This is a genomic window from Comamonas odontotermitis, from assembly GCF_020080045.1.
Lineage (GTDB): Bacteria > Pseudomonadota > Gammaproteobacteria > Burkholderiales > Burkholderiaceae_C > Comamonas > Comamonas odontotermitis.
The window spans coordinates 1,146,768-1,172,427 of record NZ_CP083451.1 but is presented as its reverse complement, the minus strand read 5'-3'; the positions used below and the strand labels follow the sequence as shown (position 1 = coordinate 1,172,427).

Below are 25,660 nucleotides of genomic sequence, written 5' to 3'. Positions count from 1 at the left end.
CCTACACGAAATTTGTCAATCCATGCAGACTGAAATCCCTTCTCCCGGTTCCGACTCCGACCTGCAGTTCGGCCTGGCCGTACGCGCCCGCCGCGCGCAACTGGCCATTACGCTGGACCAATTGGCCCAGGCAAGCGGCGTGACATCGGGGGCGCTGTCGCGGGTGGAGCGCGGGCTGCTCAGTGTGAGCTTGCGCAATGCCATGGCCATCGCACGTGGCCTGGGCTGTGAATTGAGCGATTTGATCCAGAGCCCCGCTGCCGCGCAGATCACCCGGGCGGGCGAGCACCCGCGTTTTGTGCACGAGGACACGGGTATCGTCCGGCTGGCGCTTGCCCGCCCCCTGCCTGGCCTGGAATTGCTGCACTACGACGTGCCGCCCGGCCAGGTATCCAGCCACTTTGCGCCCCACCGCCCCGGCACACGCGAGGTGTTCTACGTGGAAAGCGGCACGCTCCGGGTCTGGACGGGAGCGGAGTCCGTGTTGTTGCAGGCAGGCGACAGCGCGCAGCTGGCCATGGATACGGAGCACCACTTTGCCAACGAAGGCAACGCCACCGCACGCTTCATCCTGCTGGTGGCAGCGCCGTCGCACGGTGCGTAACAGCTTGGCGCCAGGGATTGGAGGAACGGCCCAGCCGCCAGCCACGCGCACAAAGAGCGTGTGGGCATGCGCTCAGGCTTCAATAGCTTTTGGCCGACAGGCTGGCCCACAGGTGCGCAGCCACCAAGGCACGCCAGGGAGAAAACGCGCCCAGCCATTGCTCCGCCTCGCGCTGTGACACGCTGGGCACGTCCAGGAGGCGTGCCAAGGCATTGCGCACCGCCACGTCGCCGTGCAGGCTGCCATCGAGCCAACCAAAGCCGCGCAGCAAGGCGTAGTGCACCGTCCACGGGCCAATGCCCTTGATGGCCAGCAGCGCGGCCTCCAGCGCCCGGGCCGAGTCGGCCTCCATGGGTTGCGCAGCCCAGGTGTCCAGCGGCAGGGCACCGTCGGCAATCGCGGCGCAAACCCGCTCGAGGGTGGCGATCTTGCTGACCGAGAAACCCGCCGCACGCAGTTGCTCCGGTGTCAGCGCAGCGAGTGCCGCCGCATCGGGGTGGCATAGCAAGCCACTGCTGTGCTGCACGCTTGCCGTTTCAATCAGCCGCCGACGCAGCGCAATGGCGGCTGCCACACTGATCTGCTGGCCGGTAATCGCCAACACCAGCGCTTCAAACGGCGTACTGCTGGCCGGTACCCGCAAGCCCGCCTGGCTACGCAGCAAGGGGCCCAGCACCGGGTGCTGTGCATGCTGCCGCTCCAGTTGGTCTGCACCATCGCCCAGCCCCAGCATGCGCGAGACCATGGCGTTCAGGGCCAGTTGCTGTGCATTGGCAGCGGCAAGCTTGCCTTTGCGCAGCCCGTCGACCGTCAGGCGGGCCTGCACCTGGCCGTGTGTTTGCTCGCCGGGCCTTTCCTGGCCGGGCCCTTTCTGGCCGAGCCTTTCCTGGCCGAGCCCTATCTGCAGTTGCAGCAGTGCCGGGCGGCCTTGCCAAGTTACGCCTTTGGAGATGTGCAAGCCCTCCACTTTTTCAGAGCGCTGCTGGGTATCACGCGAATGCAGGGCCAGCACATCTTGTGGGCGGTAGTTGGCGGGCAGCGCTGCAATGGTTTCCAGAATCAGTGGCATGGGGAGACAGTCAGAAGGTGGCAGTGCTAACGCAGACACGAGGGTCACTATGGCGACGACCAAGGACTGGCTGATTTGCTTTCATTTTGATAGCGATTACCGTGTACTCCAATTGTGCCTCCAGCGGTTTTCACTCCGCATCATGAAACACCACCCCCAGGGTGTGGCGTGCGCCTCGCAGTATGGTGGAGACGCCGTGCCGGTGCTGCACCCTATAGCTGCCGCGCGCACCCTGCACCGGCCGCTCCCGCACTGCGATGATGGCCGCATCGCCACGCCTGAGGGGCAGCACCTGCACACGCGATTGCATGCGCGGGCGCTGCTCGGTCAGCGCAAGCTCACCCCCTTCAAAATCCTGCCCTGGCTGCGACAACAGCACGATCACCTGCAATGGAAACACCAGCTCGCCATACAGATCCTGGTGCAGGCAGTTGTAATCGCCCGTGCCATAGCGCAGCAGCAGGGGCGTAGGCCGCACCTGGCCCGCCGCATGGCATTGGTCGATGAAAGCCTCGTGCGAGGCAGGCCACGGACTGGCCTCTGGCTGCAGCAACTGGCGCCAGCGCTCGGCCAATGGCTGCAGCCGGGCATACAGCGCGTCGCGCATGGCTTGCACCAGCGCTGGCAGCGGATAGGCAAAGTACTGGTACTCGCCCCGGCCAAAAGCGTGGCGCTGCATGGTGATGCGGCTGCGAAAATGCGCTGCTTCGTCATACATTCCGGCCAACTGGGCGCACTGCCCTGCATCCAGCAAACCCGGCAGCAGGCCCCAACCCTGGCTGTCCACCTGCGCGCAAATGCCGGGCCAGTCGTAGTGCGCCAGATGGCGAATTGCCGCTTTATCTTCAAAATTCATAGCAACTGGCGCTTTATGGATGGGCGCAGCAGGCAATTTCTCTTCAAATATTTCCTCATCACCCAGCGGCAAGGCAGCCTGGCCAGCGCTGGCCGCCCGCTTAGCCATGACGCGCCACCCGCAGGGCCTGGGGAGCCAGTTCTGCCTCGTGCCGCAGCAGCGCGCGCTTGCGGTCCACGCCCCAGCGGTAGCCGGAGATTTCGCCATCGCTGCGCACCACGCGATGGCAGGGAATGGCCACCGCAATCGCATTGGCAGCGCAGGCGCCCGCCACCGCACGGCTGGCCTGCGGCATGCCCAGCGTGCGCGCCAGTTCGCTGTAGCTGACGGTGCTGCCCACCGGAATGCGGCGCAGCGCCTGCCATACCTGCTGCTGGAAGGCCGTGCCCCGCACATCCAGCGGCAGCGCCAGCCCACGCGAGGGCTCATCCACAAAGCCGATGACCTGCGCCATCCAGCGCTCGAACGCCGCATCGCCCCCCGCGAGTTGCGCCTTGGGAAAGCGCTGCTGCAGGTCTTGCACCAGCGCATCGGCATCATCGCCGAGGAGGATGGCGCAAATGCCTTGTTCCGTGGCAGCCACCAGAATAGGCCCCAGGCTGCACTCGCCCACACCAAAGCGAATGTTCTGAGCCGCGCCGCCGGTGCGGTACTGGCGCGGCGTCATCCCGAGCACGGCCTGGCTGTCGCGGTAAAGCTGCGCAGTGCTGGCAAAGCCAGCGTCAAAAATGGCATCGATGACACGCGGCGCCTCCTGGGCGTCGCCCAGCGCCGCCTGCAGGCGCTGGCGGCGCTGGGCCTTGGCGTAGGCCTTGGGCGACACACCCACCGCCGCCTTGAAGACCCGCTGCAGATGGAAAGGGCTCATCCCCGCGCGCTCAGCCAGATCGGCCAGGCTGGGCTCCTCCTCAGCGGTAGCGATCCATTGGCACAGCTGAGCCATCAGCGCCGCATGCCCGGGTTTGGCCGGTGCGTCGGGCTGGCAGCGCTTGCAGGCGCGGTAGCCCGCTGCCTGCGCCTGTGCGGGAGAGTCGAAGAAACTGACGTTTTCTGGCTTGGCCTGGCGCGAGCTGCACGAGGGCCTGCAAAATACACCGGTAGTGCGTACGGCATAGACAAAGCGACCATCGGCACCGGCATCGCGGGCACGCACGTCGGCCCAGCGCGGATCAGCCTGGGTTTGCTGTGCGCGCTGGGAAGCAGAAGCGAGAGTGGCAGACGGTTTCATGCGAATCACCTCAGTACAATCGATGCAGCCACTTTAGGCCTTGCGGCCCCTCGATGCAGTGCCATTCTTGCGCTGTAATTCAAGCCGCTTCATAGCCCCACACACCATGCGAGACACCAACAGCAAGCCCGAATCCATTGTGCATGAAGAGCGCGCCCAGCTCGATTTCAGCAAAGACATGAGCTATGGCGACTACCTGCACCTGGACGAGATCCTGAACGCCCAGCACCCACTGTCGCCCGCGCACGACGAAATGCTGTTCATCGTGCAGCACCAGACCAGCGAGCTGTGGATGAAGCTGATGCTGCACGAGCTGCGCGCCGCCATGCAGGCAATTGCCAACCCATCCGCCAATACCAAGCCCGAGGCCTTCAAGATGCTGGCGCGGGTTTCGCGCATCATGGAGCAGTTGGTGGGCGCCTGGACCGTGCTCTCGACGATGACGCCGCCCGAGTACTCGGCCATGCGGCCCTATCTGGCCAACTCCAGCGGCTTTCAAAGCGCGCAGTACCGCTGCATCGAGTTTTCGCTCGGCAACAAGAATGCAGCCATGCTCAAGCCCCATGCGCACCGCCCCGACCTGCTGGAGCAGGTGCAGCGGGCCTACGAATCGCCATCGCTGTACGACATTGCCCTGCAGCTGCTGGCACGCGAGGGCATCGCCGTGCCGCAGGAAGCACTGCAACGCGACTGGACCCAGCCCTACACGGAGAGCGAAGGTGTCAAGAAGGCCTGGATCACCGTTTACAGCGACCCGCACCAGTACTGGGACCTGTACCAGCTGGGCGAAAAGCTGGCCGATATCGAGGACGCTTTCCGCCAGTGGCGCTTCCGCCACCTCACGACCGTGGAGCGGGTGATCGGCTTCAAGCGCGGCACAGGCGGCACGGGTGGCGTGAGCTACCTCAAGAAGATGCTCGATGTCGTGCTGTTCCCCGAAATCTGGAGCCTGCGTACAGATTTGTGACTCCCCTGCGGCGCTACGAGTGGCCTTTGCTCGTTGCGTCACGCCAGCATCCGATCCTGCCAGGATTGCCGCATGTGACATGCGCGGGCTGCAGACCCAGCGGGTCTGTCCTATAGTATGCATGTGCGATTGCAGCATTTTCAGCCTCCAGCGCCCGCCTGATGAGCGCCAATTGCTATTTTTTACATAGCAAACAAATACTTCAGGCGGCGCCGCTGCCACGCCAATGCCTGCCTGTGCCATGCCCGACAACAACCCAACCCCATCCCAGGCTGCGCCCGCAGCCGCCCAGCCGCCCGCATCCCCCACCGTACTGTGGGCCATGCTGCTCACCCTGCTCTCGGCTTTTGCGCTGAGCCAGGCGTTCCGTACCGTCACCTCCATCATTGCCGACGGGCTGCGAACGGATTTCGGGCTGTCTGCTGAGTCGCTGGGCGCATTTGCCGGGCTGTTTGGCCTGTCTTTCGGTGTCACCCAGCTCTTCATGGGCGTTGGCATGGATCTGTACGGGTTGCGCAAAACCGTACTCACCGCTTTTCCGCTGGCGATTGCGGGTTCAGCCATTTCCGCCGCTGCGCCCAGCTACCACTGGCTGATGCTGGGGCAGCTGCTGATCGGCATTGGCTGTTCGCCCGCGTTTCTGGCCTGCACCATGTTCATCTCGCGCCACTTTCCCAGTGATCGCTTTGCCTTCATGTCGGGCGTGGGCATGGGGGTTGGAGGCCTGGGTCTGCTGTTCACCGGCACGCCGCTGGCCTGGCTGGTGCAGCACCAGGGCTGGCGCTTTGGCTTCGGGCTGCTGGCAGCGCTGTGTGCGCTGTCGTGGCTGGCGATCTTCTGGCGCGTGCACGAACCGCGCCTGGCCAGCGACGATCTGCCCAAGCCCAGTTGGATCAATGCCGTCAAAGGCTTTGGCGGTCTCCTGAAGGTGCCACACACCTGGGCGATTGCGCTGATGGGCATGGTTGGTTATGCGTCGTTCCTGACCGTGCGCGGCCTGTGGCTGAGCCCGATGCTGATCGACCGCTACGGTTTCAGCCTCGTTGCCACGGGCAATGTGGCCCTGGTGGTGTCGGTGATCTCGCTGTTCGTCCCATCGATCTTTGGCCGCTTCGACCCGGGCCCGGCCAGGCGCCGCCGCCGCATCATCATTGGCGCCACCGTGATGGCCAGCATCTTCTGCGCCCTCGCCTTTGTGCACCATCCGCTTGCCACCGTAGCCCTGATCCTGCTGATGGGCCTGGTATCCGGCTACTCCGTGCTGCAGTATGCCGATGTGCGCTCGTCCTACCCCAAAGAGACCACGGGCCGCGCGCTCTCGGTCTACACCATGGCCATGTTTCTGGGCGTGGCGCTGATGCAATGGGGGTCTGGCAAAGTCGCGGCCTGGGCCGAGCACCACCAGGCCGAAACCTATGAATATGTGATGCTTTTCGTGGCCGCCATGCTGATGCTGGGCTGTCTGGCCTTTCGCTTTCTGCCCAAATCGCCCCTGCTGGCGCAGCAAGGCGGCAGATAGGCAGAGCACTGTCTATCGAAAAGATAGCCATGCGTGTATGCAAACAGCGCACCTCAGAGCTATAAGCCTTTAAAAATCAATAGAGTAAATCGCCTCTAGCTATGATTTTTAAAGCAAAGCCATGCATCCCGAAAGGCGAACGGAACCCCTCAGAGCACCGTGGCTGACGAACCATCGCCCCGGTACAGCCAGGGCACGTCCATCAGCCGCGATCCCAGGGCGCGCAAGGCCGTGTCACGGCCCAGGGCCACGAGGCCGCGGGCATGGAAGATGTCACCGTTGCGGATGGCGCGCGCCTGCACTCTTGCATTGCGCTCCCAGCGGTTGAGCGCGTAGCGGCGCAAACGCAGCGGCAACTCCAGATCGTGCATGGTGAGCGCACGCTGCAGTTCGGCAGCGTCTTCGATGGCCATGGCTGCACCCTGGGCCAGGTAGGGTCGCATGGGGTGCGCCGCATCCCCGAGCAGCGCCACCAGACCTTGGGCCATCTCATGCGGGCCCGCAACGGGTGCACGTTCGACCAGCGGCCACAGGCGCCACGGCGAAGAACCCACTGCAGCTACGGCCTGCACCAGATCCAGCAATTGCCGGTGCGCGCCAGCCAGGCTGCGCTGCAGATCCGCTGCGTTGGCGGCATGGTCCCAGGTTTCCAGATCATCGGGCGGTGCACCTTCGGTGATGATGACCAGGTTCTGCAGTTCGCCCGCGCGCACCGGGTACTGCACGGCATGAAAACGCGGCCCCATCCAGGCGGTGATCTCCTGCGTGCGCAGCGCAGGCGGCAGATCGGCCTGGCGCACCATGGCACGGTAGGCGAGATGGCCGGTCTGGCGCGGCGGCTGATCGTGCAGCATGCGCAGGCGGGTGCGACTCCAGACGCCATCGGCCCCTACCAGCGCATCGCCCTCGATCTTCTTCCCTTTCTTGGTGGTGATGGTGACGACCTCGCCATTGTCCTCGTGGTAATCCACGGGGTTGTCCAGATTGAGGTGCACGCCATCACGCCCTTGCACGGCATCGAGCAGCAGTTGGTGCAGATCAGCCCGGTGGATGGTGGCATACGCGGCGCCATAGCGTGCCACGGCATCGGCTCCGAGGTCGAGTCGGGCCAGTGCCTCGCCACTGGTTGCGTTGCGCGACACCAGCGCCTGCGGAAAGGCTGCGGTGGCCTGCAAACCCTTTTGCAGCCCCCAGGCCTGCAGGCGCCGCACCACATTGGGACCCAGTTGTACGCCAGCCCCTATTTCGCCGAAAGCCGGGGCACGTTCATACAGACGCACCTCCGTACCGGCCAGACTTGCTGCCAGCGCTGCAGCCAGCCCCCCGATACCCCCGCCCGCGATCAGAATCTGTTCTTGCATGCCACCATTGTGCCGGGATCAGGCCACGCACATTTGAGCCAGCGCGAAGACGCAGCAAATTGCTCAAAGGAGTGCATGAAACGGAGTCAGGCGCCTAAACGCACGAAGCAAAGCCGTGCAGGCGTTCGAACTCGCCGATCGGCACCGGCCTGCCGAAGTGGTAACCCTGGAAACGCTCACAGCCATTGCTGACGAGGAAATCCACCTGGCCGGCGTTTTCCACGCCTTCGGCCACCACCTCCAGCTCCAGGTTGTGGGCCAGGGCCAGAATGGTGCGCACGATGACGGCATCATTGACATCGCTCAACACATCATTGACGAAGCTGCGGTCGATCTTGAGCTGGTCGAGCGGCAACCGTTTCAGATAGGCCAGCGAAGAGTAACCAACGCCAAAATCGTCGAGCGAGAAGCCCACGCCGCGCTCCTTGAGCTCGCGCATGCGGCACACGGTCTCGTTCACGTCTCCCAGCAGCAGGTTCTCGGTCAGCTCCAGTTTGAGCTTGGACGGGTCGGCGCCGGTTTCGTCGAAAATGGACAGCACTTCATCGACAAACCCTGCATTGCGGAACTGGCGGGGGCTGACATTGACCGCTATGGTGAGGCACTCGGTCAAAGGACTGTCTGCCCAGGCCGCCAGTTGCTCGCAGGCGGTGCGCATGACAAAGGTGCCCAGGTCCACGATGAGCCCGGTCTGCTCCGCCAGATCGATGAATTCGATAGGCATGACGAGGCCCCGCCCCGGATGGCGCCAGCGCACCAGTGCCTCGGCCCCCAGGAGACGCCCATGGCCGTTCATCACCGGCTGGTAGTACACCTGCAACTCGCCATCGTGAATCGCATGGCGCAGGTCGGATTCGAGGTGCGCACGGGCATTGACCTGCGCCTGCATCTGCGGATCAAAGAACCGCTGGGTATTGCGCCCGGCTGATTTGGCCTGGTACATGGCCATGTCCGCGCGCTTGAGCAGTTCTTCGGCACTGTGCACATCGTTGTCGCCAAACACCGTCACGCCAATGCTGGGCGTGCTGTAGTGGGCAACACCGTCGAGGCTGAAGGGCTGGTTGAAACGGCTGATCAGGTGCTCCACCACGCCACGGACATGGTTCTCAGCCTGCTCGCGCACGCCGCCCAGATGCTCCACCAGCACCACAAACTCGTCACCGCCAAAGCGCGCCACCACGTCACCGCTGCGAACACTGGCGATCAGGCGCTTGCCTACTTCGCACAGCAGGCGATCCCCTTGCTGGTGGCCCAGGGAGTCATTCAGATCCTTGAAATTATCCAGATCGATGAACAGCAGCGCCGCATAACTGGCGCGCAGCTTGCAGGCGCGGATCGACCATTCCAGCCGGTCCATCAGCATGCGCCGGTTAGGCAGGCCCGTGAGCACGTCGAAGAACTCGAGCCGTTCGATTTCCTTGCGCGCATGGCTGCGCTCGGCCAGGTCGCGGCAAATGCACAGCAGGCCGGTGACTTCACCGGACGCCGAGCGAATGGCCGACTTGGTGATCTCAAAACGCCCCTGATAGCCGCCATCGGCAAAGCGCAGGGTTTCCTCATACACCACAGGAGACAGGGAGTGCCTGGCCTGCAGGTCGGTTTCAACCTCGGACGGCAGGTAGGCATCGAGCGCCAGATCCGTCGTGGTTCGGCCAATGATCTGCGAATGCGTCAACCCCACCAGACGCTCAAAGGCCTGGTTGCAGTGCAGAAAGCGGCCATCCACGCCCTTGAGCACGACCAGGTCGGGAATCGCACTGACCAACGACACCAGTTGCGACTGCTGCTCCTGCATGCGGCCTGCCATGAGCTTCTGCATCGATACATCATGCGACAGCAGCAGAAACGCGTTGTCATCGAACCCCTGTGGGGCCACCATCAGATCGGTCTGCAGGTGACGCACACCGTGCCGGGTCTCGATGCTCTGCTCGAAAGCCAGCGATTCGCCCGCACGCAGCCGCTCCATCCATTCGGGGCCCTGGCTGCGCAATGCAGGGGTCAGGGCCTGAGTCCAGGGCTGGCCGCTCAGGGTCTTGACCCCCAGCCATTCCAGCTGGGTCTGGTTGGCATGCACAATAATGCCAGCTCCATCGACACGCACCATGCCGATAGGCGCCTGCTCCAGCCATTCAGCCCCTTGCAGGCGTTCCGGATGCGCAGAGGCCCAGCCAACCAGGGTATGCCGCACCGAAGCCATCAGCATGACCAGGGCCACCACCGACAATGCATAGCACCAGGCGGCCTCCATGACCGACAGCGCCAAGGGCGCATGGGAATATGCGCCCTGTGCCAGCGCAGCCAGCGCCACGGCAGCGGTCATGCTGCGCACCGGCCATCGGCTGGAGCGCCCTACCAGATTGCGCGTATCCCACCATGCCTTGCCGCAGCACAGCAGCATGCCCGCAGGCAAGGCATATGCCTGCGCCCAATGGGAAAAAACCAACCCACGCGCCACGATGGCAGCCAGCACAGCCAACGCCACCAGCATCAGCAGCACGCCGGCATTGCTGCGCAACTGCAGACTGCCCGTGCGCTCGACACTGGTTGCCAGCCCATCCTGACCCGCAGGATGTCTGACATCTATCGAAATGATCAACAGCGTGAGGGAGAGCAGCAGATTGACTGCAATGATCGACCAGGACTGCGCCTGCACCATGGCTTCGGCCTGGCTGACCGGAAGCGCTGCAAACACGGTATAGACGGCCAGGGCCACTGCGCTGCATACCCACAAGGGCCGCCCAAGAGGCGCGCCGCCTGAAGCACTTTGCAAGAGCAAACGCGCTCCCCAGCCAATGGTGGCCAGGGCTGCCAGCAAGGCCAGCAATTGAATCCAGGTGCCCAGGGCGGCAGCAAAACCGATGCCTTGGTCGTCCGAGGCCATCAGCCCCGCCAGCAAAACCCCTCCAGCCAGCAGACACAGCATGACACGCGTATGTGTATCCCACAGGCGCCGACCAAGCGATAAGGGGGTGTAAGGACGTGCCATCGGTTACCGAGGGGGTAAAAAAGGTAAATGTAAATAGCGGCATTTGACCAGCAATTGCCGTCAAACGCAAACGGGCCCTGCTAGAACGGGCCCGGTTAGGATATTTTGCAAGCAGTTACTTACAGTAGCTGCCGCAGTACAAAAGGAAGTATACCGCCCTCCTTGTAATACTCTACTTCAATAGGCGTATCGATTCGCAACACGAGTTCCGTCTCGGTCTTGCTGCCGTCGGCGCGGTGCACGACCAGTCTGGCCTTGCTGCGCGGAGCCAGAGAGGGGTCGGGAATGATGTCGACCTGCTCATCGCCACGCAAGCGCAGCGTCTCCCAGCTTTCCCCGGCCAGGAACTGCAGGGGCAGCACCCCCATGCCCACCAGGTTGGAGCGATGAATTCGCTCAAAGCTGCGCGCCACGACGGCCTTGATGCCCAGCAACTGCGTCCCCTTGGCAGCCCAATCGCGGCTCGATCCGGTACCGTACTCTTCACCGGCAAAGACCACGGTGGGGGTGTTGGCCGCAACATAGCGCATGGCCGCGTCATAGATGAACAGCTTCTGGCCCTGGTCCTCGCCGGGGTTCTGGTAGATGGTGAGTCCCCCTTCCTCGCGCGAGCCATCGGCGCCGACTGGCAACATCTGGTTCTTGATGCGGACATTGGCAAAAGTGCCGCGCATCATCACTTCGTGATTGCCGCGGCGCGAGCCATAGCTGTTGAAATCGACCTTCTTGACGCCATTGGCAAGCAGCCATTGCCCGGCAGGCGAGGTCTCCTTGATGGAGCCGGCCGGCGAAATGTGATCGGTCGTGATCGAATCGCCAAACAGCGCCATGACCCGTGCACTGTGGATGGCATATTGGTCTGCGCCCTGGGCATTCTCGTGCTTGGCCTCCAGCTGGAAGCTCTTGAAGAACGGAGGCTCGGCAATATAGGTGCTCTGGGGCCAGGTATAGGTGGCTCCCGTCACACCCTTGATCTTCTCCCACAGCTTGCCCGGCTCGCTGGTGACCTTTTCGTAGTTGGCCCGGAAAGCCTTGCCGTTCATCGCGTACTTCATCAGCTTGTGCACCTCATCCGTGCTCGGCCAGATATCCCCCAGGTACACGTCACGCCCGTCCTTGCCTTTGCCAACCGGCTCGGTCATCAGGTCCTTGCGCACGTTGCCGGCAATGGCATAGGCCACGACCAGAGGTGGGCTCGCCAGGAAGTTGGCGCGGATGTTGGGATGGATGCGGGCCTCGAAGTTGCGGTTGCCGGACAGCACGGCGGCGCATACCAGGTCGTTCTGCTGGATCGCGGCATTGAATTCGGGCAGCAGATCGCCAGCGTTGCCAATGCAGGTGGTGCAACCATAGCCCGCAATCGCAAAACCCAGCTTTTCCAGATAGGGCAAGAGGCCCGACTCCGTGAGGTAGAGCGTGACCAGGCGCGACCCAGGAGCCAACGAAGTCTTGACGTGGGGCTTGACCGTCAAGCCAGCCTGCACCGCCTTCTTGGCCAGCAGGCCTGCCGCCAGCATCACGCTGGGGTTGGAAGTATTGGTACAGCTGGTGATGGCCGCAATCAGCACATCTCCATTGTGCAGATCGATGCCACCGCGCTCTTTGGCCTCCACATGCGCTTCCTCGCTGCGCAGGCTGCCCGGTGCATCTTCCACATTGGGGGTATTGGCCACCATTTCTACCACGTTGCGCGGAGCACCGGCGGGCACAGGCTTGGCATCGGGCTCGGCGGTTTCTCCTTCGCCGTTGATATGTACCCGCACGCTCTGCCCGAGCCTGTCCGCAGGCAGATTGAAGCCATTTTGCACAATCGGCGCAGTAAACAGCTCCGCGAACTTGTCGGCCACATGTCCGATCTCGATGCGGTCCTGCGGGCGCTTGGGCCCCGCCAGGCTGGGAGCGACGGTGCCCAGATCCAGCCTGACAACCTGCGAGTAGTCGATGTCCCCCGCCTTGGGAACACCAAAGAGGTCCTGCGCCTTGAAATAGGCCTCAAATGCTTCGATTTCGGCCTTGGTGCGCCCGGTACCTTCAAAATAGTCGAGGGTCTTGCCGTCAACCGGGAAGAAGCCCATGGTTGCGCCATATTCGGGCGCCATGTTGCCGATGGTGGCCCGGTCAGGAACGGAGAGGCTGCGCGTGCCCTCGCCAAAGAACTCCACGAACTTGCCCACGACCTTTTCGCGGCGCAGGATTTCGGTCACCGTCAGCACCAGATCGGTCGCCGTCACCCCCTCGCGCAGCTTACCCGTCAGTTCAAAGCCGACGACATCGGGTGTCAGGAAATACACCGGCTGGCCCAGCATGGCGGCTTCGGCCTCGATACCGCCCACGCCCCACGCCACCACGCCAACGCCATTGATCATGGTGGTATGGCTGTCCGTCCCGACCAGGGAATCGGCGTAGTACACCCCGTCCTTGGTGTGGTGCACGCCCCGCGCCAGGTATTCCAGATTGACCTGGTGCACGATGCCAAAACCCGGAGGCACCACGCCAAAGGTGTCAAAAGCCTGCATTCCCCACTTCATGAACTGGTAGCGCTCGTTGTTGCGCTGGAATTCCAGTTTCATGTTCAGGTCGAGGGCATTCTTGTTGCCGTAGTAGTCGACCATGATCGAGTGATCCACCACCAGGTCCACCGGCACCAGCGGCTCGATCGCCTTGGGCTTTTTCCCCAACCGATCGGCAGTGCTGCGCATGGCAGCCAGATCTGCCAGCAATGGCACGCCCGTAAAATCCTGCAGCACCACGCGGGCAACGACGAATGGCACCTCTTCGGTCCGTTCCGCCCGAGGTTTCCAATTGGCAAGCTGCTCCACATGCTCCGGCAGAACCCGCTGGCCATCACAGTTGCGCAGCACCGACTCCAGCACGATGCGCAGTGAAACCGGCAACCGCTTGATATTGGGATACTGTTTGGCCAGGGCTGGCAGCGAATAGAAGCTGCCCTTGCCCGCCTTACCCAGCGACAGAGACTTCAAGGTGGAGGCAAAAGCATGCTTGCCCGACTGAGGGTTGCTCGATTTCATCGTTGCTCCTGTTTTGCTTGGGAATGCCACAGAAATTCTTCTCGAACAGACAGTCTACCTGCGTGCGCCGACACCTGCATGTCGCCAGACATTCGATATGGCTATTGGTGCTGCCTGCCACCGCGCCCCGCCCATTCGCAAAGTCCATACCACCTCAGGCACGGACCGTCTGAAGCTTTCGTGACCGGGGACTTGTCATACCCATTGCCCCAATATCCCTCCACTCAGCAACTCGAAAAATAAGCCTATAGATTCATCAGAATTTTCAATAGCAGCAATCTATGAAAAAGGGGATTTCTGTAGCTGCAAAATGCTGAAAATCGCTCCCTGAAAAAGGAAAACCCGCCGAAGCGGGTTTTCATGCATTGCGCTCTCTTGATCAGATCGCAAATTTCTCGCGGGCCTGGCCTTCAATCCACTTTGGAGCCTTGCCACGGCCAGTCCAGGTTGCGCCAGTCGCTGGATCGCGGTATTTAGGAGCAACCTTGGAGCCTGCTGCGGCACTGCGGCCACCACGTGCTGGGGGAAACACGTCCAGCTCACTCAGTCCATATTCGGCCACCAGGCTGCGTACCTGATCCACGACGTTCTTCAGTTCATTTTTGCGAACTTCTTCACGTTGGGCTTGCAGTGCCGCCAATTGGGCGTCGATTTCCTTCAAAGTAGCCATGTTGGTATATCCAAGTAATTTAATTAACGGCCCCAGTATACCCAAAACTCAAATTTGCAAAAGGCTTTTTTGCCCCTCAACCATTAAATACCAATGTAAATTTTCATAAACATGGCGGTCTATTACCTTTAGTAATCGGCAAGGCCCGCGTCGATGCGAGCAATCACCTTGTCCACGCGTTTCCCTTCCAGAGCCATTACTTCGAATACCCATCCTGCACAATATATCTTCTCGCCCACCGGCGGCATATGCCCGGATTCGGCCATCAGCATACCGGCCAGCGTGTTATATCTGCCCTTGCCTTCATCCGGCAATTCCTTGATATCCAGGCGTGCCTTCAATTCGGATATCGGCATCAGGCCATCCAGATACCAGGAGCCATCGTCGTTCTGAACGGCCCAGGCCTCGTTGGCACCACCTGGCTTGAGCTCTCCGGTAATGGCTTCCAGCACATCGCGCGGCGTGATGATGCCTTGCACGACCCCGTATTCATCCACCACGAAAATCATGCGGCCGGCGCGAGCGCGGAACTGCTCCAGCAACTCAAAGCCGCTCAGTGTTTCAGGCACATAGGTGGCCGCCACCACCAGATCCGACACCGGCACTGTCTTGGGAGACACCACATCCAGCAGGTGCGCAACGCTCACCAGACCCACCACGTTGTCGAGCGATTCGCGGCAGACGGGATACCAGGAGTGCGCTCCCTTGCCTCCGGCCGCACGCACTTCGTGCAGCGCTTGGGCCACTGTCAGGCGAGCATCCAGCCACTGCACGTCGCCGCGAGGCACCATCATCGAGATCAGAGGGCGGTCATCCAGATGGAAGACGTTCTGCACCATCAGGTGTTCGTGCTGCTCGATCACACCTGCATCACGGCCTTCATCGAGGCTGGCCACGATTTCCTCCTCGGTCACAGCCCGGCTCGATTCATCCTTGATACGCAACAACTTGAGTACATACTGCGCGGAAACCGACAGCAACCACACGAAAGGCTTGGCAATCCTGGACACCCATGTGAGCGGAAGCGCAATCATGCGTGAGGAAGCCTCGGGATACATCTGGCCAATGCGCTTGGGCACCAATTCGCCAAACACGATGGTGAGGTAGGTGATCACAATGATCACCGTGGCCGTTGCTGCCACAGACGCCACCGAGGCCGGCATTCCTGCAGAAATGAGCCAGCTCGCCAGGCCGTCGCTGAAAGCGGCTTCGCCGAAAATACCATTGAGCATGCCAATGGAAGTGATACCCACCTGAATGGACGAAAGAAACTGGGTAGGATTGGCCAATAATTCCAGGGCCGCCTTGGCGCCCTTGTCGCCGCTTTCCGCCATGGCCAGCAAACGTGATTTACGGCTGCTTGCCAGCGCCAACTCCGACATGGCAAATACGCCATTAAGCAGGGTCAAAAGCGCGATCAGAAGTACGTCTAACAAAATAGTTCACAGGTAGTTCAACAAGCATGTCACTTTACTGTATTGGCGATATCCAGGGATGCGATGGCGCTTTGGAGCGCCTGCTCGCCAAAATTGATTTCTCGCCCAGCCGCGACACCGTCTACCTTCTGGGCGACTTGGTCAACCGGGGACCAGATTCGGAAAAAACCCTTCGCCGCTGCATGGAATCAGGGGACAGCATCCGCGTGCTGCTGGGCAACCATGATCTGCATCTGCTCGCCGCAGCCAACGGACGACGCAAATTCTCCAGGCGCGACACCCTGCTACAAGTGCTGCAGGCGCCCGATGCAGACCAACTGCTGCGATGGGTACGGCAGCAGCCGCTGGCACGTACCCATGATGTGGGCGGAGAAAGCCTGCTGATGGTGCATGCCGGCGTCCACCAACGCTGGAGCGCGGCCGATACCCTTCGTTACGCACAGGAGGTGGAAGCCGTGTTGCAGGGCGATGAGCTGCCCCTCTTCCTGCAGGCCATGTATGGCAACGAGCCCGACCAGTGGAGCGAGCAGCTCTCCGGCATGGAGCGGTTGCGCGTCATCACGAATGTGCTTACCCGTATGCGTTACTGCGCCCCCGACGGCCGGATGGATTTTGAAAGCGCCGAAAGCACCGAACATGCCCCTCCCGGTCTTCTGCCATGGTTCGACCTGCCGAGCCGCGCGACCGCCGAGACCACCATCGCCTTTGGCCACTGGTCCACACTCGGCGAACTGAATCGCCCGCACCTGATTGCGCTGGATACAGGCTGTGTCTGGGGCGGATGCCTGACGGCCGTGCGCTTTGGTGCCAGCCTGGAAGAGCGCGAGCTCATTCACGTGGAATGCGAGCAGGCGCAGCAACCCGGCTGAGCCTCAACAACCGCCGAAGAGCCAGATGGAAAAAGGCCTCTGCATTCCTGCAGAGGCCTTGCCGTTGAAATCACAGTGTCACGACTCGGTCGTGGGTGCGGGCTTGAAGAGCGCCGCCACCTTGCGACGTGGCTTGACGCTGGCAGCGCCCCGTGCAGGTGCGGGCTTGGAGCCCGCATCCCAGGCTGCGGGCTCGGCAGCTTTCGCCTCGTAGGGCTTGTCAAAGAACGGATCGCGCGACACGGGTGCCGGGCGATAGCGCTCCCGGCGGTCCGATGTTTCGTCGTCGCGCTCGCGGCCACGTTGATCGCGGCTTTCACGCTCGCGGCGGTCCCGGTGGCCGTCGTTGAAGCGGCCGCGTGGCCGCTCATCCAGCTCGAAGGGTTCGACCTCGATCTTCTTCTTGATCAGCTTTTCAATGTCGCTCACGTGGCGCGCGTCGGCATTGGTGACCAGAGTCACGGCCAGACCTGAAGCGCCCGCACGGCCCGTTCGCCCAATGCGGTGCACATAGTCTTCGGCATTGAAAGGCACGTCGTAGTTGAAGACGGCAGGCACATCCTTGATGTCCAGTCCGCGCGCAGCCACATCGGTGCACACCAGCAGATCGACTTCGCCTTGCTTGAAGGCTTCGAGCGCCTTCAGACGTTCGTCCTGGCTCTTGTCGCCATGCAGTGCTGCGGCACGCAGACCGTCACGCTCCAGAGTGCGCGTCAGGCGCGAGCAGCCCAGCTTGCTGTTGACGAATACAAAGGCCTGGCGAACCTGGCGATCACGCAGGGTCTTGATGATCACGCGGCGCTTGTCATCGTCGGAGGCGCTGAAAAAGCGCTGCTCGACGGTGGAAGCCGTCTCATTGGGACGGGCGACTTCGATCGTGATCGGATCTTGCAGGTAGCTGCCGGCCAGCCGCTTGATCTCGGGCGAGAACGTGGCCGAGAAGAGCAAGGTGGTGCGCTTCTTGGGCAAATACGACAGGATGCGCTGCAGATCGGGCAGAAAGCCGATGTCGAGCATGCGGTCAGCCTCGTCCAGCACCACATATTCCACCTGATTGAGGACGGCGTTCTTGGCCTCGATATGGTCGAGCAGGCGACCCGGTGTGGCCACCAGCACCTCCACACCCTTCTTCAGCTCGATAGTCTGGGGCTTCATGTCCATGCCGCCGAACACCACCGTGCTGCGCAGCTTGGTGTATTTGGCAAACTGGGCAATCTGCTGGGCCACCTGATCGGCCAGCTCGCGCGTGGGCAGCAGCACCAGGGCGCGCACCGGGTGGCGGGCAGGCGATGCCGAGCTGTTTTCATGCGCCATCAAGCGCTGCAGCAACGGCAATGAAAAGGCAGCCGTCTTACCGGTACCAGTCTGCGCTGCGCCCATGACATCCTTGCCGGTCAGCACCACAGGAATGGCCTGTGCCTGGATCGGCGTCATGGATGCATAGCCCATCTCGGCGATGGCCTTGGCCAAGGGCTCGGCCAGATGAAGGTTGGAGAAAGAATTTGTCATGTAAGCCCCCTATTGTCGCACCGTGGGCAGATTGCTGCTGCGCTTAACCCCGTACACGGTTACGGAATGGGGGTGTAGCTGTCATGTATTGCTGCCCTGGCGCGCATACCCTTGCTTGACTGCTATTGTTTTTAAAAAATGGGAGCCCAACCACTGCAGGCCGCACAAAAAAACAGCCGGCAAAGCCGGCTGCTGGATACGTGTTCCCGACAGAATTACAGGCTGCCCGCCTGGAAGGTATCGCACGACTGCACGCTGCCCGTCTTGTAGCCCTGGGTGAACCAGCGCACCCGCTGCGCACTGGAGCCGTGGGTGAAGCTGTCTGGCCGCACCGTGCCCGAGGCTTCTCGCTGCAGCTTGTCGTCGCCAATCTGCTGCGCGGCATTCACGGCCGATTCGATATCGCCCTGCTCGAGCCAGTTCTTGGCCTGCTGCGAATGGTTGGCCCATACACCTGCATAGCAGTCTGCCTGCAGCTCCAGACGCACGGACAGCGCATTCTGGTCGCGTTCGCTGATACGGCCCCGCATGCTGTCTACCTTGTCCGATATGCCCAGCAGGTTCTGCACGTGGTGGCCCACTTCGTGCGCCACGACATAGGCGCGGGCAAATTCGCCAGGCGCTCCCAGTTGGCGGCTCATGGTGTTGAAAAAGTCCATATCCAGATAGACCTTGTGGTCACCCGGGCAGTAGAACGGCCCCATGGCGGACTGGCCCGTGCCACAGGCGGTTCGTGTCACGCCGGTAAACAGCACCAGCCTTGGCGCCTGGTAGCGGGCGCCGGCCTTGCTGAAGATATCGGTCCAGACGTCTTCGGTCGACGCCAGCACGGTCGAGACGAATTTAGCACCCTGATCGTTCGACGGCGGCGCCTTGGCGGGTCCTTGCTCCACCGGTGCGGGCGAACCGCTGCCCGACAGCACTCCAATCGTGGTCAGCGGATTGATGCCGAACACGCCCCAGCCAATTAGCGCCAGCACCACGGTGCCGATGCCAATGCTGCGACCGCCGATGCCAAAACCACCACCACCTCCGCCGCCACCCTGCCCACGGCGGTCTTCCACATTCTCAGATTCGCGATTGCCTTCCCATCTCATCGTCACTCTCCTTGCCGCGCCAAGGCGCCGCATCAGTTATCTATTACCTGTCACTGGACGCTACAGTAGCGCATTTGTTGCCGCCATGCTCGCAAAGCAACGCTTTGGGCGGCCAACCGCAGGACAGTCGCCCCTGCAATTGAACAAAATTTGCAAATCTTGCAAAAAGTTAGGCATTAACAAAGATCGATAAAAAAAGCCATCCAAGACGCTGGATGGCTTTTCTGCATGCTCGACGCTGTCAGGCCTTGGGCAAGGTCACCCCGTGCTGGCCCTGGTACTTGCCGGCACGGTCCTTGTAGCTCACGTCACAAGGCTCGTTGCCCTGGAAGAACAGCACCTGCGCGCAACCCTCACCTGCATAGATCTTGGCAGGCAACGGCGTGGTGTTGGAGAACTCCAGGGTCACATAGCCTTCCCACTCGGGCTCGAACGGCGTGACGTTGACGATGATGCCGCAGCGCGCATAGGTGCTCTTGCCCAGGCAGACGGTCAGCACATCGCGCGGAATGCGAAAGTACTCCACCGTGCGCGCCAGTGCAAAGCTGTTGGGCGGGATGATGCAGTAATCGCCTTCAAAATCAACGAAGCTCTTTTCGTCGAAATTCTTGGGGTCGACCACGGTGCTGTGGATGTTGGTGAAGACCTTGAACTCGCGCGCGCAGCGGATGTCGTAGCCGTAGCTCGATGTGCCGTAGCTGATGATCTTCTTGCCATCGACCTGGCGCACCTGGCCGGGCTCAAACGGCTCGATCATGCCGTGCTGTTCTGCCATGCGGCGGATCCACTTATCGCTCTGAATGCTCATGTCTAAAACTCCTGGGCGGAGATTGTAGCGAATGCAGGAGCAAGACCCGAATCACAGGTTTAGTATCTTTTTGATAGCTGGTGGCGCTCATCTGTCGTGCGCCACCGGCCAAGATTACTCAAACCTGTTCGGCAATGTGCGTCTGCTCGATCAAGCGGTCGTCACCGAGGATGACCATGCCAAACAGCAACTCATCGAGGTTGCGCGCCTGCTCGGCCTTGCGGGCCAGCAGCGGTGTCGCACGCGGATTGATGACGACAAAGTCTGCCTCGCAGCCGGGCTGCAGGTTGCCGATGACGCCCTGCAGGCCCAGCGCCTTGGCAGCGCCCGCGGTGTGCTGCCACCACAGGTGCTGCGGCGACAGGCTCTGCCCCGCTTTGGCGTGGCTTTCACGCCCCACCACATAGGCCGCCTGCATGGTACGGAACGGTGAAAAGCTCATGCCGCCCCCCACATCGCTGGCCAGGCCGTACAGCATCTGCGCCTCGTCGGCCTTGAGGTAATCGAAGTAGCCGCTGGCTAGAAACAGGTTGCTGGTGGGGCTCACGGCTGCCGCTGATCTGGTGGCGTACATCAACTGGCGGTCGGTGTCATCGAGCCAGATGCTGTGCGCATACACGGCGCGCTCGCGCATCAGGCCAAAGTCGTCGTAGACCGCCAGATAGCTGCGCGCGGCCGGAAACAGCTCCTTCACCCAGGCCACTTCGTCGAGGTTTTCTGCCACATGCGACTGAATCCACACATCGCTGTACTTGGCAGCCAACTCGCCCGCACCACGCAACTGGGCAGGCGTGCTCGTCGGGGCAAAGCGCGGGGTGATCGCATAACCCAGGCGATCTGTGCCGTGCCAACGCTGAATCAGCGTTTCCGTATCGACCAGGCTTTGCTCGGTATCGTCGCGCACGCCGTCCGGGCTGTTGCGGTCCTGCAGCACCTTGCCGGCAATCATGCGCATGCGGCGCTGCTGCGCAGCCGTCATGATCGCATCCACCGACGTGGGGTGCGATGTGGCAAAGGCGAGCGCCGTGGTCACGCCGTTGCGCAGCAATTCGTTCATGAAGAAATCAGCCACCCCGTCGGCATAGGCGCGGTCGTGGAAGCGCGATTCATGCGGAAAGGTGTAGTTCTCCAGCCAAGGCAGCAGACCGGGCGCCGGCGCACCGATCACATCGGTCTGCGGATAGTGGATGTGCAGATCGACAAAGCCCGGCGCAATCAGGCGGCCCGGCAGGTGGCGCACCACCACTTCGCCACCCGCCTGCCCCAGCAGTTGGGGCGACAGTGCCTGCCAGCTGCCCACTGCCACCACGCGCTCACGGCCATCGGCGCCGGGCGCCGTGGCCAGCAGTCCATCTTCGTCATACATGGCGCGGCCATCATCGGCAAAGCGCAGCAGGGAGGATCGGTAGATATGCATGCAGCAAGCTTAAACGCAGCCAGCGCCACCGATATATGGATTGACCTATATCACCTATCGGTGCCTGGCGTACCCGAAGGTGCCGAACCCACGTAAACGCGGCAATCGCAAACCATTAAAAATCAAGGGAAAACCCTGAATATTGAATCCCAATGAGCGCAATTGGGCGGTCTATAGTGTTTCTTTTACCGGTTGGTGAAATCAGTTTTCACCCATATCAACCATGAACCGACGCGCCCTCTGCGAAGGACTCGCGAAAAGGAGGAGGCACAGCCCATGCCGCATTTTGTTGACACCTCTCCCCCAGGCAGCTGCATTTTCTGCAAGCTCGTCAACGGCGAGATTCCTTCGGCCAAGGTGTACGAGGACGAGTTGACCCTCGCCTTCATGGATCTGGGCCAGGTCAACCCCGGCCATGTGCTGGTCGCCACCAAGCGCCACGCAGCCAACATCTTCGAGATCACCGATGCCGAATCGGCTGCCGTGATGCAGACCGCCCGCAAGGTGGCGCTGGCAGCCAAGCTGGCTTTCGAGCCTGCGGGCCTCACCTTGCTGCAGGCCAATGGTGCCGAAGGTGGCCAGACCGTGGCGCACTTCCACCTGCATGTGGTGCCGCGCCATGCAGGCGACGGCCTCACCTTCACCTGGCCGCGTAAGGAGCCGGGCAGCGCCATGCTGGAAGGCTATGCGCTGCAGCTGCGCAACGCCATGCATGTGCAAGCCACGTCGGCCGCCTGATCAGAAGCTGTAGCGCAGGCCCAGCGTGACCTCGCTGGAAGTCAGCTTGGCCCGCATCTGCTCGTCCTGCTTGCCGCGAACATTGGTGAAGTTGTTCGCCCCGCTCCTGGTCTTGCCCATGGCAACATAGCGCCAGCCCAGGTCGATGCTGACCTTCTGCACTGGCGAGTAGCTCAGGCCCAGGCCCAGCGAATATGTCAGCTTGTTCTGCGAATCACTGAAATACTGGCGGTTCACATTGCCCTGCCAGCCGCTGGACTCCAGGAGGGAGAGCCCCAGGCCGCCCATGCCGTACAGCGAGAACTGCGCATTCAAGGGGAAATCCTTGTACGCATTGAGCATCAGACGCTGCGAGCGGATCTTGTGGTGGTTGAAGCTGGTCGGGAAGTTGGTGGAACCGCTGGTGAACTCGTTGTTCTTCGGCAGCGTGTATTCCGCTTCCACGCGCCAGTTCGAAGGCAGTTGGTAGCCCAAAGCCAGTGAGCCGCCAGCCGCAGAGCGGGAATCGTCGCCCGGAACGAACTGTCCCAGGCCTGGGCGGGCGCTGGAATCCATGTCATGCGCCTTGTAGCTGGCGGAATTGATGCGCAGCGCGCCATAGTAGCTGCCGCTACCAGTGCTTGAATTGCTCGGATTGCCCTGGGCCAGCGCGCAGCCGCTCGCAGCCAGAAAAAGGACGGTAAGGATGCGTTGGAGGTTCTTCATCGGTAGATAGGGATGGTTGCGATGGCTTACTTCAGCAGGTCGGCGACCTTGGACAGGGCAGTCTGGGCACACTGGTCGTCCAGATGACCACCCGGCGCACCGGCAACGCCCACAGCGCCGATCACTTCGCTGTCCACCTTCACGGGCACACCGCCACCCAGCAGCAAAAAGCCGGGAATGTCCTTCAGATTTGCTGCAGCGGGGTTCTTCTGCGCGTTCTCCATGATGGCGAGCGACGGCGCCTTGGCCGAGACCGAGGTGAATGCCTTGGCACGGCTTGCCTCCACCGTGTGCGGGCCGGCATTGTCGGCACGTTGCACGGCGCGCACGCCGCCTGCGCGGTCCACCACGGTGGCAGTCACGGCATAGCCACTGGCAGTACAGGCAGCCACGGTCTGCGCAGCAATCTGGCTCGCCAGCTCCAGCGACATGTTCTTCTCGGTGCGCACGCCTTGGGCGCTGGCTGCGGTGGCGGCCAGGGACAGGGCGGCAAGGATCAAGGTACGTTGCATGCGGTTCTCCGAAAGGGATGGAATGCATGCCACTGTAGAAAAACACCAGCCTCGCGCCAATGCGGTCGGCTACGCGCGCACCTCCGTAAAACTACGCAGTGTCTTCGTCCACCAGCTCGGCGTAGCCGCGAATGAGCTGCGCGAGCGAATCCGCCCCCAGCTTGGCAAACAGGTTGGCGCGGTGCGTCTCCACGGTACGTGGCGAAAGCGTCAGCGCCCGGCCTATCTCCTTGTTGGTGAGACCTGCCACAATCAGCCCCAGCACCTCGCGCTCGCGGCCCGAGAGCTGTGCATAGCGCTCGCGGGCCTGTCGGTCGGCCTGCAGGCGCTCGCGCGAACGCACATGCTGGCGCACCGCCGCCTGCAATGCCTCGATGAGAAGCTCGTCATCCACCGGCTTTTCCAGAAACTCCGTAGCTCCCGCCTTGAAAGCGCGGCGGCACATCTCCACCGTGCCATGGCCGGTCAACATGATCACCGGCTGGTCCACGCCCTGCGCCATCAGCATGTCCAACACCGCCAGCCCGCTGGTGCCGGGCATGCGCACATCCAGCACGATGGCACCGACATCGCCGCGCTCAAACTGCGACAGAAACACCTGCGGATCGCTCCATGGCTGCACACGCAGGCCCACCGTACCGATGAGCAGCGCGAGGCTGTCACGCACAGCGGCATCGTCGTCCACGAGATGGATGAGGGGCGAGAGTGCAGAGGTCATGGCATCTGTAAAGGAAATCGTTCAGGCCAGCGAGGCCGGAACGGCCAGCGGCAACAGCAGGTGGAATTCAGCGCCCGGCCGGTTGCCGGGCCCTTCCGGCGATGGCGCCAGTGTCAACTCGCCCCCCATTGCCTGGGCCAGGCTTTCACACAGCGACAGGCCCAGCCCAAGCCCGCCTGCGCGCGTCGTATAGAACGGCGTGAAAAGCCGTGTACGCGCCTCGGCGGGCACACCAGGCCCCGAATCGCACACGCCAAGCAGCGCCTGCGCACCCTGCACACGCAAGCGAATATGCAGGCGACGCTGGCTGGCCTCCACCTGCTCCATCGCCTGCAGTGCGTTCATCACCAGGTTGTGAAGGATTTGCTGCAGCGCCACCGGCTCGGCCAGCACGGCAGGCAGATCGGCAGGCGCATCCACCTGCACAGCAATGCTGCGGCGGCGCAGCTCGGGCTCCAGCAGGTGCAGCGCTTCGTGCACGGCAGCGGCCAGTGCCAGCGGCTGGGCCTGGCCCGAGAGATCGGGCCGCTCCACCACGCGGCGCAACCGCCCCACGACGGCACTCGCGCGCCGCGCTTGCTCCACGGCCTGCCCCATCGCATGGCGCGCGGTGTCCAGATCGGGCTCTTCGTCCTTCAGCAAACGTTGCGCAGCCTGGGTATTGGCAAGCAAGGCGGTCAGGGGTTGGTTCAACTCATGGGCCATGCCGGCGGCAAGTTCTCCCAGCTGGTTGAGCCGCGCTACCTGCCCCACACGCAGCAGCTCTTCGGCCCGGCGCACCGCTGCCCGCTGGCGCAGAAGTGCTCGCAGCGCAGCAAGCACTGCTGCGCTCACCACCGCCCAGGTGAGCATGCGGCCCCAGGGCAGTTCGCCCCAACCCACTTCACGCGCAAGCACCACATCGAAAGGCTGACTCTGCGAGGCAAGGGTTTTGCGAAAGGCATAGCGCCAGCCATCCGATGGTGGCCGCCCGGCCTGCACCACCATGGCTTGCCCCTGGTATTCCAGCCGCACGCGCACCGCGCTGGTTGCAGCATCCATGGGCCACTCCTCCCAGGGAATCGCTGCGCGCAAATCCAGCAGCAGCGCAAAATCGACCTCCTGGCCTGCAAGTGCCAGCCAGGCCTTGCCCGCAGGCAGATCAGCAAGGGCCAGCTCCGCATGGCCGCTCTGGCCCGAACGGGTGACCGCCTCCTGCGCCCCAGCGCACAACGCGTCGGGCCAGTTGGCGGGCCAGGTGCTGTCCGGCAGGCGGCGAAACACCTGGGTGATCTGCGGATAGGCAGCGGGCAGGCGCGGCAGCGGCAAGGCCACGTTGCCCGGACGGTCGACCGGTGGCTGCAGCAGCGGCAGCATGGCCATCACCGCATCGTGCTGTACCGCGCGCTGGCTGAGCAGGCGGTGCACGATGCGCGCGTCCGTCACAAACGCGTCTTCCAGCACCCGCAGGCGCGCGTGGCCCAGCCAGGCAGCGCCTGCAACGGCCACCACCACCCAGGCGGAGAGCCAGACCAGCGGACGGTTCCAGTTGGAAAAAGTCATGGTCGGCATTCTGTCATGGC

Annotated in this window: 21 protein-coding genes; 5 read left to right on the top strand and 16 right to left on the bottom strand. The window is 62.4% G+C overall.

Annotation, left to right across the window (positions count from 1 at the left end):
* The first annotated feature begins 22 nt into the window (after positions 1-22).
* Positions 23-604 carry a helix-turn-helix domain-containing protein gene (locus LAD35_RS05430; RefSeq protein ID WP_224151677.1) on the top strand — a complete coding sequence of 194 codons (582 nt, stop codon included), beginning with the start codon at positions 23-25 and terminating at the stop codon, positions 602-604.
* Between the two features lie 79 nt (positions 605-683).
* On the opposite strand, the gene LAD35_RS05425 is transcribed toward LAD35_RS05430, so the two are convergent.
* The 3 genes from LAD35_RS05425 to ada form a co-directional block, all read right to left on the bottom strand.
* On the bottom strand, positions 684-1,673 hold the full coding sequence (locus tag LAD35_RS05425) for a DNA-3-methyladenine glycosylase 2 (RefSeq protein WP_224151676.1): 990 nt from the start codon (positions 1,671-1,673) through the stop codon (positions 684-686).
* 130 nt (positions 1,674-1,803) lie between these two features.
* On the bottom strand, positions 1,804-2,529 hold the full coding sequence (locus tag LAD35_RS05420) for a 2OG-Fe(II) oxygenase (RefSeq protein WP_224151675.1): 726 nt from the start codon (positions 2,527-2,529) through the stop codon (positions 1,804-1,806).
* Between the two features lie 100 nt (positions 2,530-2,629).
* Positions 2,630-3,757, bottom strand: coding sequence for a bifunctional DNA-binding transcriptional regulator/O6-methylguanine-DNA methyltransferase Ada (gene ada, locus LAD35_RS05415; RefSeq protein WP_224151674.1), 1,128 nt, complete (start codon positions 3,755-3,757; stop codon positions 2,630-2,632).
* Between the two features lie 106 nt (positions 3,758-3,863).
* Between ada and kynA the strand changes: the two genes are divergently transcribed.
* Together kynA and LAD35_RS05405 are read left to right on the top strand one after the other, a co-directional pair.
* Positions 3,864-4,724 carry a tryptophan 2,3-dioxygenase gene (gene kynA, locus LAD35_RS05410; RefSeq protein WP_224151673.1) on the top strand — a complete coding sequence of 287 codons (861 nt, stop codon included), beginning with the start codon at positions 3,864-3,866 and terminating at the stop codon, positions 4,722-4,724.
* A 241-nt stretch (positions 4,725-4,965) separates the two neighbouring features.
* On the top strand, positions 4,966-6,243 hold the full coding sequence (locus LAD35_RS05405; protein WP_224151672.1) for an MFS transporter: 1,278 nt from the start codon (positions 4,966-4,968) through the stop codon (positions 6,241-6,243).
* Between the two features lie 149 nt (positions 6,244-6,392).
* Here LAD35_RS05405 and LAD35_RS05400 read toward each other — a convergent pair whose 3' ends face one another.
* The 5 genes from LAD35_RS05400 to LAD35_RS05380 form a co-directional block, all read right to left on the bottom strand.
* Positions 6,393-7,604, bottom strand: coding sequence for an FAD-dependent monooxygenase (locus tag LAD35_RS05400; protein WP_224151671.1), 1,212 nt, complete (start codon positions 7,602-7,604; stop codon positions 6,393-6,395).
* 94 nt (positions 7,605-7,698) lie between these two features.
* Positions 7,699-10,590: a putative bifunctional diguanylate cyclase/phosphodiesterase gene (locus LAD35_RS05395; RefSeq protein ID WP_224151670.1), complete on the bottom strand. Its 2,892-nt coding sequence runs from the start codon at positions 10,588-10,590 to the stop codon at positions 7,699-7,701.
* Between the two features lie 119 nt (positions 10,591-10,709).
* Complete coding sequence (locus LAD35_RS05390) at positions 10,710-13,619, bottom strand: aconitate hydratase (protein ID WP_224151669.1); 2,910 nt, start codon at positions 13,617-13,619, stop codon at positions 10,710-10,712.
* A 379-nt stretch (positions 13,620-13,998) separates the two neighbouring features.
* A complete protein-coding gene (locus LAD35_RS05385; RefSeq protein WP_224151668.1) occupies positions 13,999-14,289 on the bottom strand; it encodes an H-NS histone family protein in 291 nt (96 codons plus the stop codon).
* A 128-nt stretch (positions 14,290-14,417) separates the two neighbouring features.
* On the bottom strand, positions 14,418-15,698 hold the full coding sequence (locus LAD35_RS05380; RefSeq protein WP_224151667.1) for a hemolysin family protein: 1,281 nt from the start codon (positions 15,696-15,698) through the stop codon (positions 14,418-14,420).
* A gap of 53 nt (positions 15,699-15,751) precedes the next feature.
* Here LAD35_RS05380 and LAD35_RS05375 point away from each other — a divergent pair, with 53 nt between their 5' ends.
* The gene (locus LAD35_RS05375) at positions 15,752-16,594 is read left to right on the top strand and encodes a symmetrical bis(5'-nucleosyl)-tetraphosphatase (RefSeq protein ID WP_224151666.1); all 843 of its coding nucleotides are present in this window, start codon (positions 15,752-15,754) and stop codon (positions 16,592-16,594) included.
* 78 nt (positions 16,595-16,672) lie between these two features.
* Here the strand turns inward: LAD35_RS05375 and LAD35_RS05370 are convergent, their stop codons facing one another.
* The 4 genes from LAD35_RS05370 to guaD form a co-directional block, all read right to left on the bottom strand.
* Positions 16,673-18,103, bottom strand: coding sequence for a DEAD/DEAH box helicase (locus LAD35_RS05370; RefSeq protein ID WP_224151665.1), 1,431 nt, complete (start codon positions 18,101-18,103; stop codon positions 16,673-16,675).
* Between the two features lie 215 nt (positions 18,104-18,318).
* Positions 18,319-19,200 carry a KPN_02809 family neutral zinc metallopeptidase gene (ypfJ, locus tag LAD35_RS05365; RefSeq protein WP_224151664.1) on the bottom strand — a complete coding sequence of 294 codons (882 nt, stop codon included), beginning with the start codon at positions 19,198-19,200 and terminating at the stop codon, positions 18,319-18,321.
* 241 nt (positions 19,201-19,441) lie between these two features.
* Complete coding sequence (gene dcd, locus LAD35_RS05360) at positions 19,442-20,008, bottom strand: dCTP deaminase (RefSeq protein WP_184709251.1); 567 nt, start codon at positions 20,006-20,008, stop codon at positions 19,442-19,444.
* A 118-nt stretch (positions 20,009-20,126) separates the two neighbouring features.
* Positions 20,127-21,425: a guanine deaminase gene (gene guaD, locus LAD35_RS05355; RefSeq protein ID WP_224151663.1), complete on the bottom strand. Its 1,299-nt coding sequence runs from the start codon at positions 21,423-21,425 to the stop codon at positions 20,127-20,129.
* A 276-nt stretch (positions 21,426-21,701) separates the two neighbouring features.
* Here guaD and LAD35_RS05350 point away from each other — a divergent pair, with 276 nt between their 5' ends.
* A complete protein-coding gene (locus tag LAD35_RS05350) occupies positions 21,702-22,163 on the top strand; it encodes an HIT family protein (RefSeq protein ID WP_224151662.1) in 462 nt (153 codons plus the stop codon).
* On the opposite strand, the gene LAD35_RS05345 is transcribed toward LAD35_RS05350, so the two are convergent.
* The 4 genes from LAD35_RS05345 to LAD35_RS05330 all read right to left on the bottom strand — a co-directional run bounded on the left by LAD35_RS05345 (position 22,164) and on the right by LAD35_RS05330 (position 25,640).
* On the bottom strand, positions 22,164-22,868 hold the full coding sequence (locus tag LAD35_RS05345) for an outer membrane protein (RefSeq protein WP_224151661.1): 705 nt from the start codon (positions 22,866-22,868) through the stop codon (positions 22,164-22,166).
* A gap of 26 nt (positions 22,869-22,894) precedes the next feature.
* On the bottom strand, positions 22,895-23,380 hold the full coding sequence (locus LAD35_RS05340) for a GlcG/HbpS family heme-binding protein (protein ID WP_224151660.1): 486 nt from the start codon (positions 23,378-23,380) through the stop codon (positions 22,895-22,897).
* A 91-nt stretch (positions 23,381-23,471) separates the two neighbouring features.
* Entirely contained in the window at positions 23,472-24,098 is a 627-nt protein-coding gene (locus LAD35_RS05335) for a response regulator transcription factor (RefSeq protein ID WP_224151659.1), read from the bottom strand.
* Between the two features lie 21 nt (positions 24,099-24,119).
* On the bottom strand, positions 24,120-25,640 hold the full coding sequence (locus LAD35_RS05330) for a sensor histidine kinase (RefSeq protein WP_224151658.1): 1,521 nt from the start codon (positions 25,638-25,640) through the stop codon (positions 24,120-24,122).
* Positions 25,641-25,660: the final 20 nt, after the last annotated feature.

Excerpts from the sequence above, each read along its gene's own strand:
- LAD35_RS05330 (WP_224151658.1), bottom strand. The coding sequence starts at position 25,640 with ATGACTTTTTCCAACTGGAACCGTCCGCTGGTCTGGCTCTCCGCCTGG.
- LAD35_RS05370 (WP_224151665.1), bottom strand. The coding sequence starts at position 18,103 with ATGACAAATTCTTTCTCCAACCTTCATCTGGCCGAGCCCTTGGCCAAG.
- kynA (WP_224151673.1), top strand. The coding sequence starts at position 3,864 with ATGCGAGACACCAACAGCAAGCCCGAATCCATTGTGCATGAAGAGCGC.
- LAD35_RS05340 (WP_224151660.1), bottom strand. The coding sequence starts at position 23,380 with ATGCAACGTACCTTGATCCTTGCCGCCCTGTCCCTGGCCGCCACCGCA.
- dcd (WP_184709251.1), bottom strand. The coding sequence starts at position 20,008 with ATGAGCATTCAGAGCGATAAGTGGATCCGCCGCATGGCAGAACAGCAC.
- LAD35_RS05350 (WP_224151662.1), top strand. The coding sequence starts at position 21,702 with ATGCCGCATTTTGTTGACACCTCTCCCCCAGGCAGCTGCATTTTCTGC.
- LAD35_RS05375 (WP_224151666.1), top strand. The coding sequence starts at position 15,752 with ATGTCACTTTACTGTATTGGCGATATCCAGGGATGCGATGGCGCTTTG.
- LAD35_RS05420 (WP_224151675.1), bottom strand. The coding sequence starts at position 2,529 with ATGAATTTTGAAGATAAAGCGGCAATTCGCCATCTGGCGCACTACGAC.
- LAD35_RS05405 (WP_224151672.1), top strand. The coding sequence starts at position 4,966 with ATGCCCGACAACAACCCAACCCCATCCCAGGCTGCGCCCGCAGCCGCC.
- LAD35_RS05400 (WP_224151671.1), bottom strand. The coding sequence starts at position 7,604 with ATGCAAGAACAGATTCTGATCGCGGGCGGGGGTATCGGGGGGCTGGCT.
- ypfJ (WP_224151664.1), bottom strand. The coding sequence starts at position 19,200 with ATGAGATGGGAAGGCAATCGCGAATCTGAGAATGTGGAAGACCGCCGT.
- LAD35_RS05395 (WP_224151670.1), bottom strand. The coding sequence starts at position 10,590 with ATGGCACGTCCTTACACCCCCTTATCGCTTGGTCGGCGCCTGTGGGAT.
- LAD35_RS05385 (WP_224151668.1), bottom strand. The coding sequence starts at position 14,289 with ATGGCTACTTTGAAGGAAATCGACGCCCAATTGGCGGCACTGCAAGCC.
- LAD35_RS05390 (WP_224151669.1), bottom strand. The coding sequence starts at position 13,619 with ATGAAATCGAGCAACCCTCAGTCGGGCAAGCATGCTTTTGCCTCCACC.
- LAD35_RS05425 (WP_224151676.1), bottom strand. The coding sequence starts at position 1,673 with ATGCCACTGATTCTGGAAACCATTGCAGCGCTGCCCGCCAACTACCGC.
- LAD35_RS05430 (WP_224151677.1), top strand. The coding sequence starts at position 23 with ATGCAGACTGAAATCCCTTCTCCCGGTTCCGACTCCGACCTGCAGTTC.
- guaD (WP_224151663.1), bottom strand. The coding sequence starts at position 21,425 with ATGCATATCTACCGATCCTCCCTGCTGCGCTTTGCCGATGATGGCCGC.
- ada (WP_224151674.1), bottom strand. The coding sequence starts at position 3,757 with ATGAAACCGTCTGCCACTCTCGCTTCTGCTTCCCAGCGCGCACAGCAA.
- LAD35_RS05345 (WP_224151661.1), bottom strand. The coding sequence starts at position 22,868 with ATGAAGAACCTCCAACGCATCCTTACCGTCCTTTTTCTGGCTGCGAGC.
- LAD35_RS05335 (WP_224151659.1), bottom strand. The coding sequence starts at position 24,098 with ATGACCTCTGCACTCTCGCCCCTCATCCATCTCGTGGACGACGATGCC.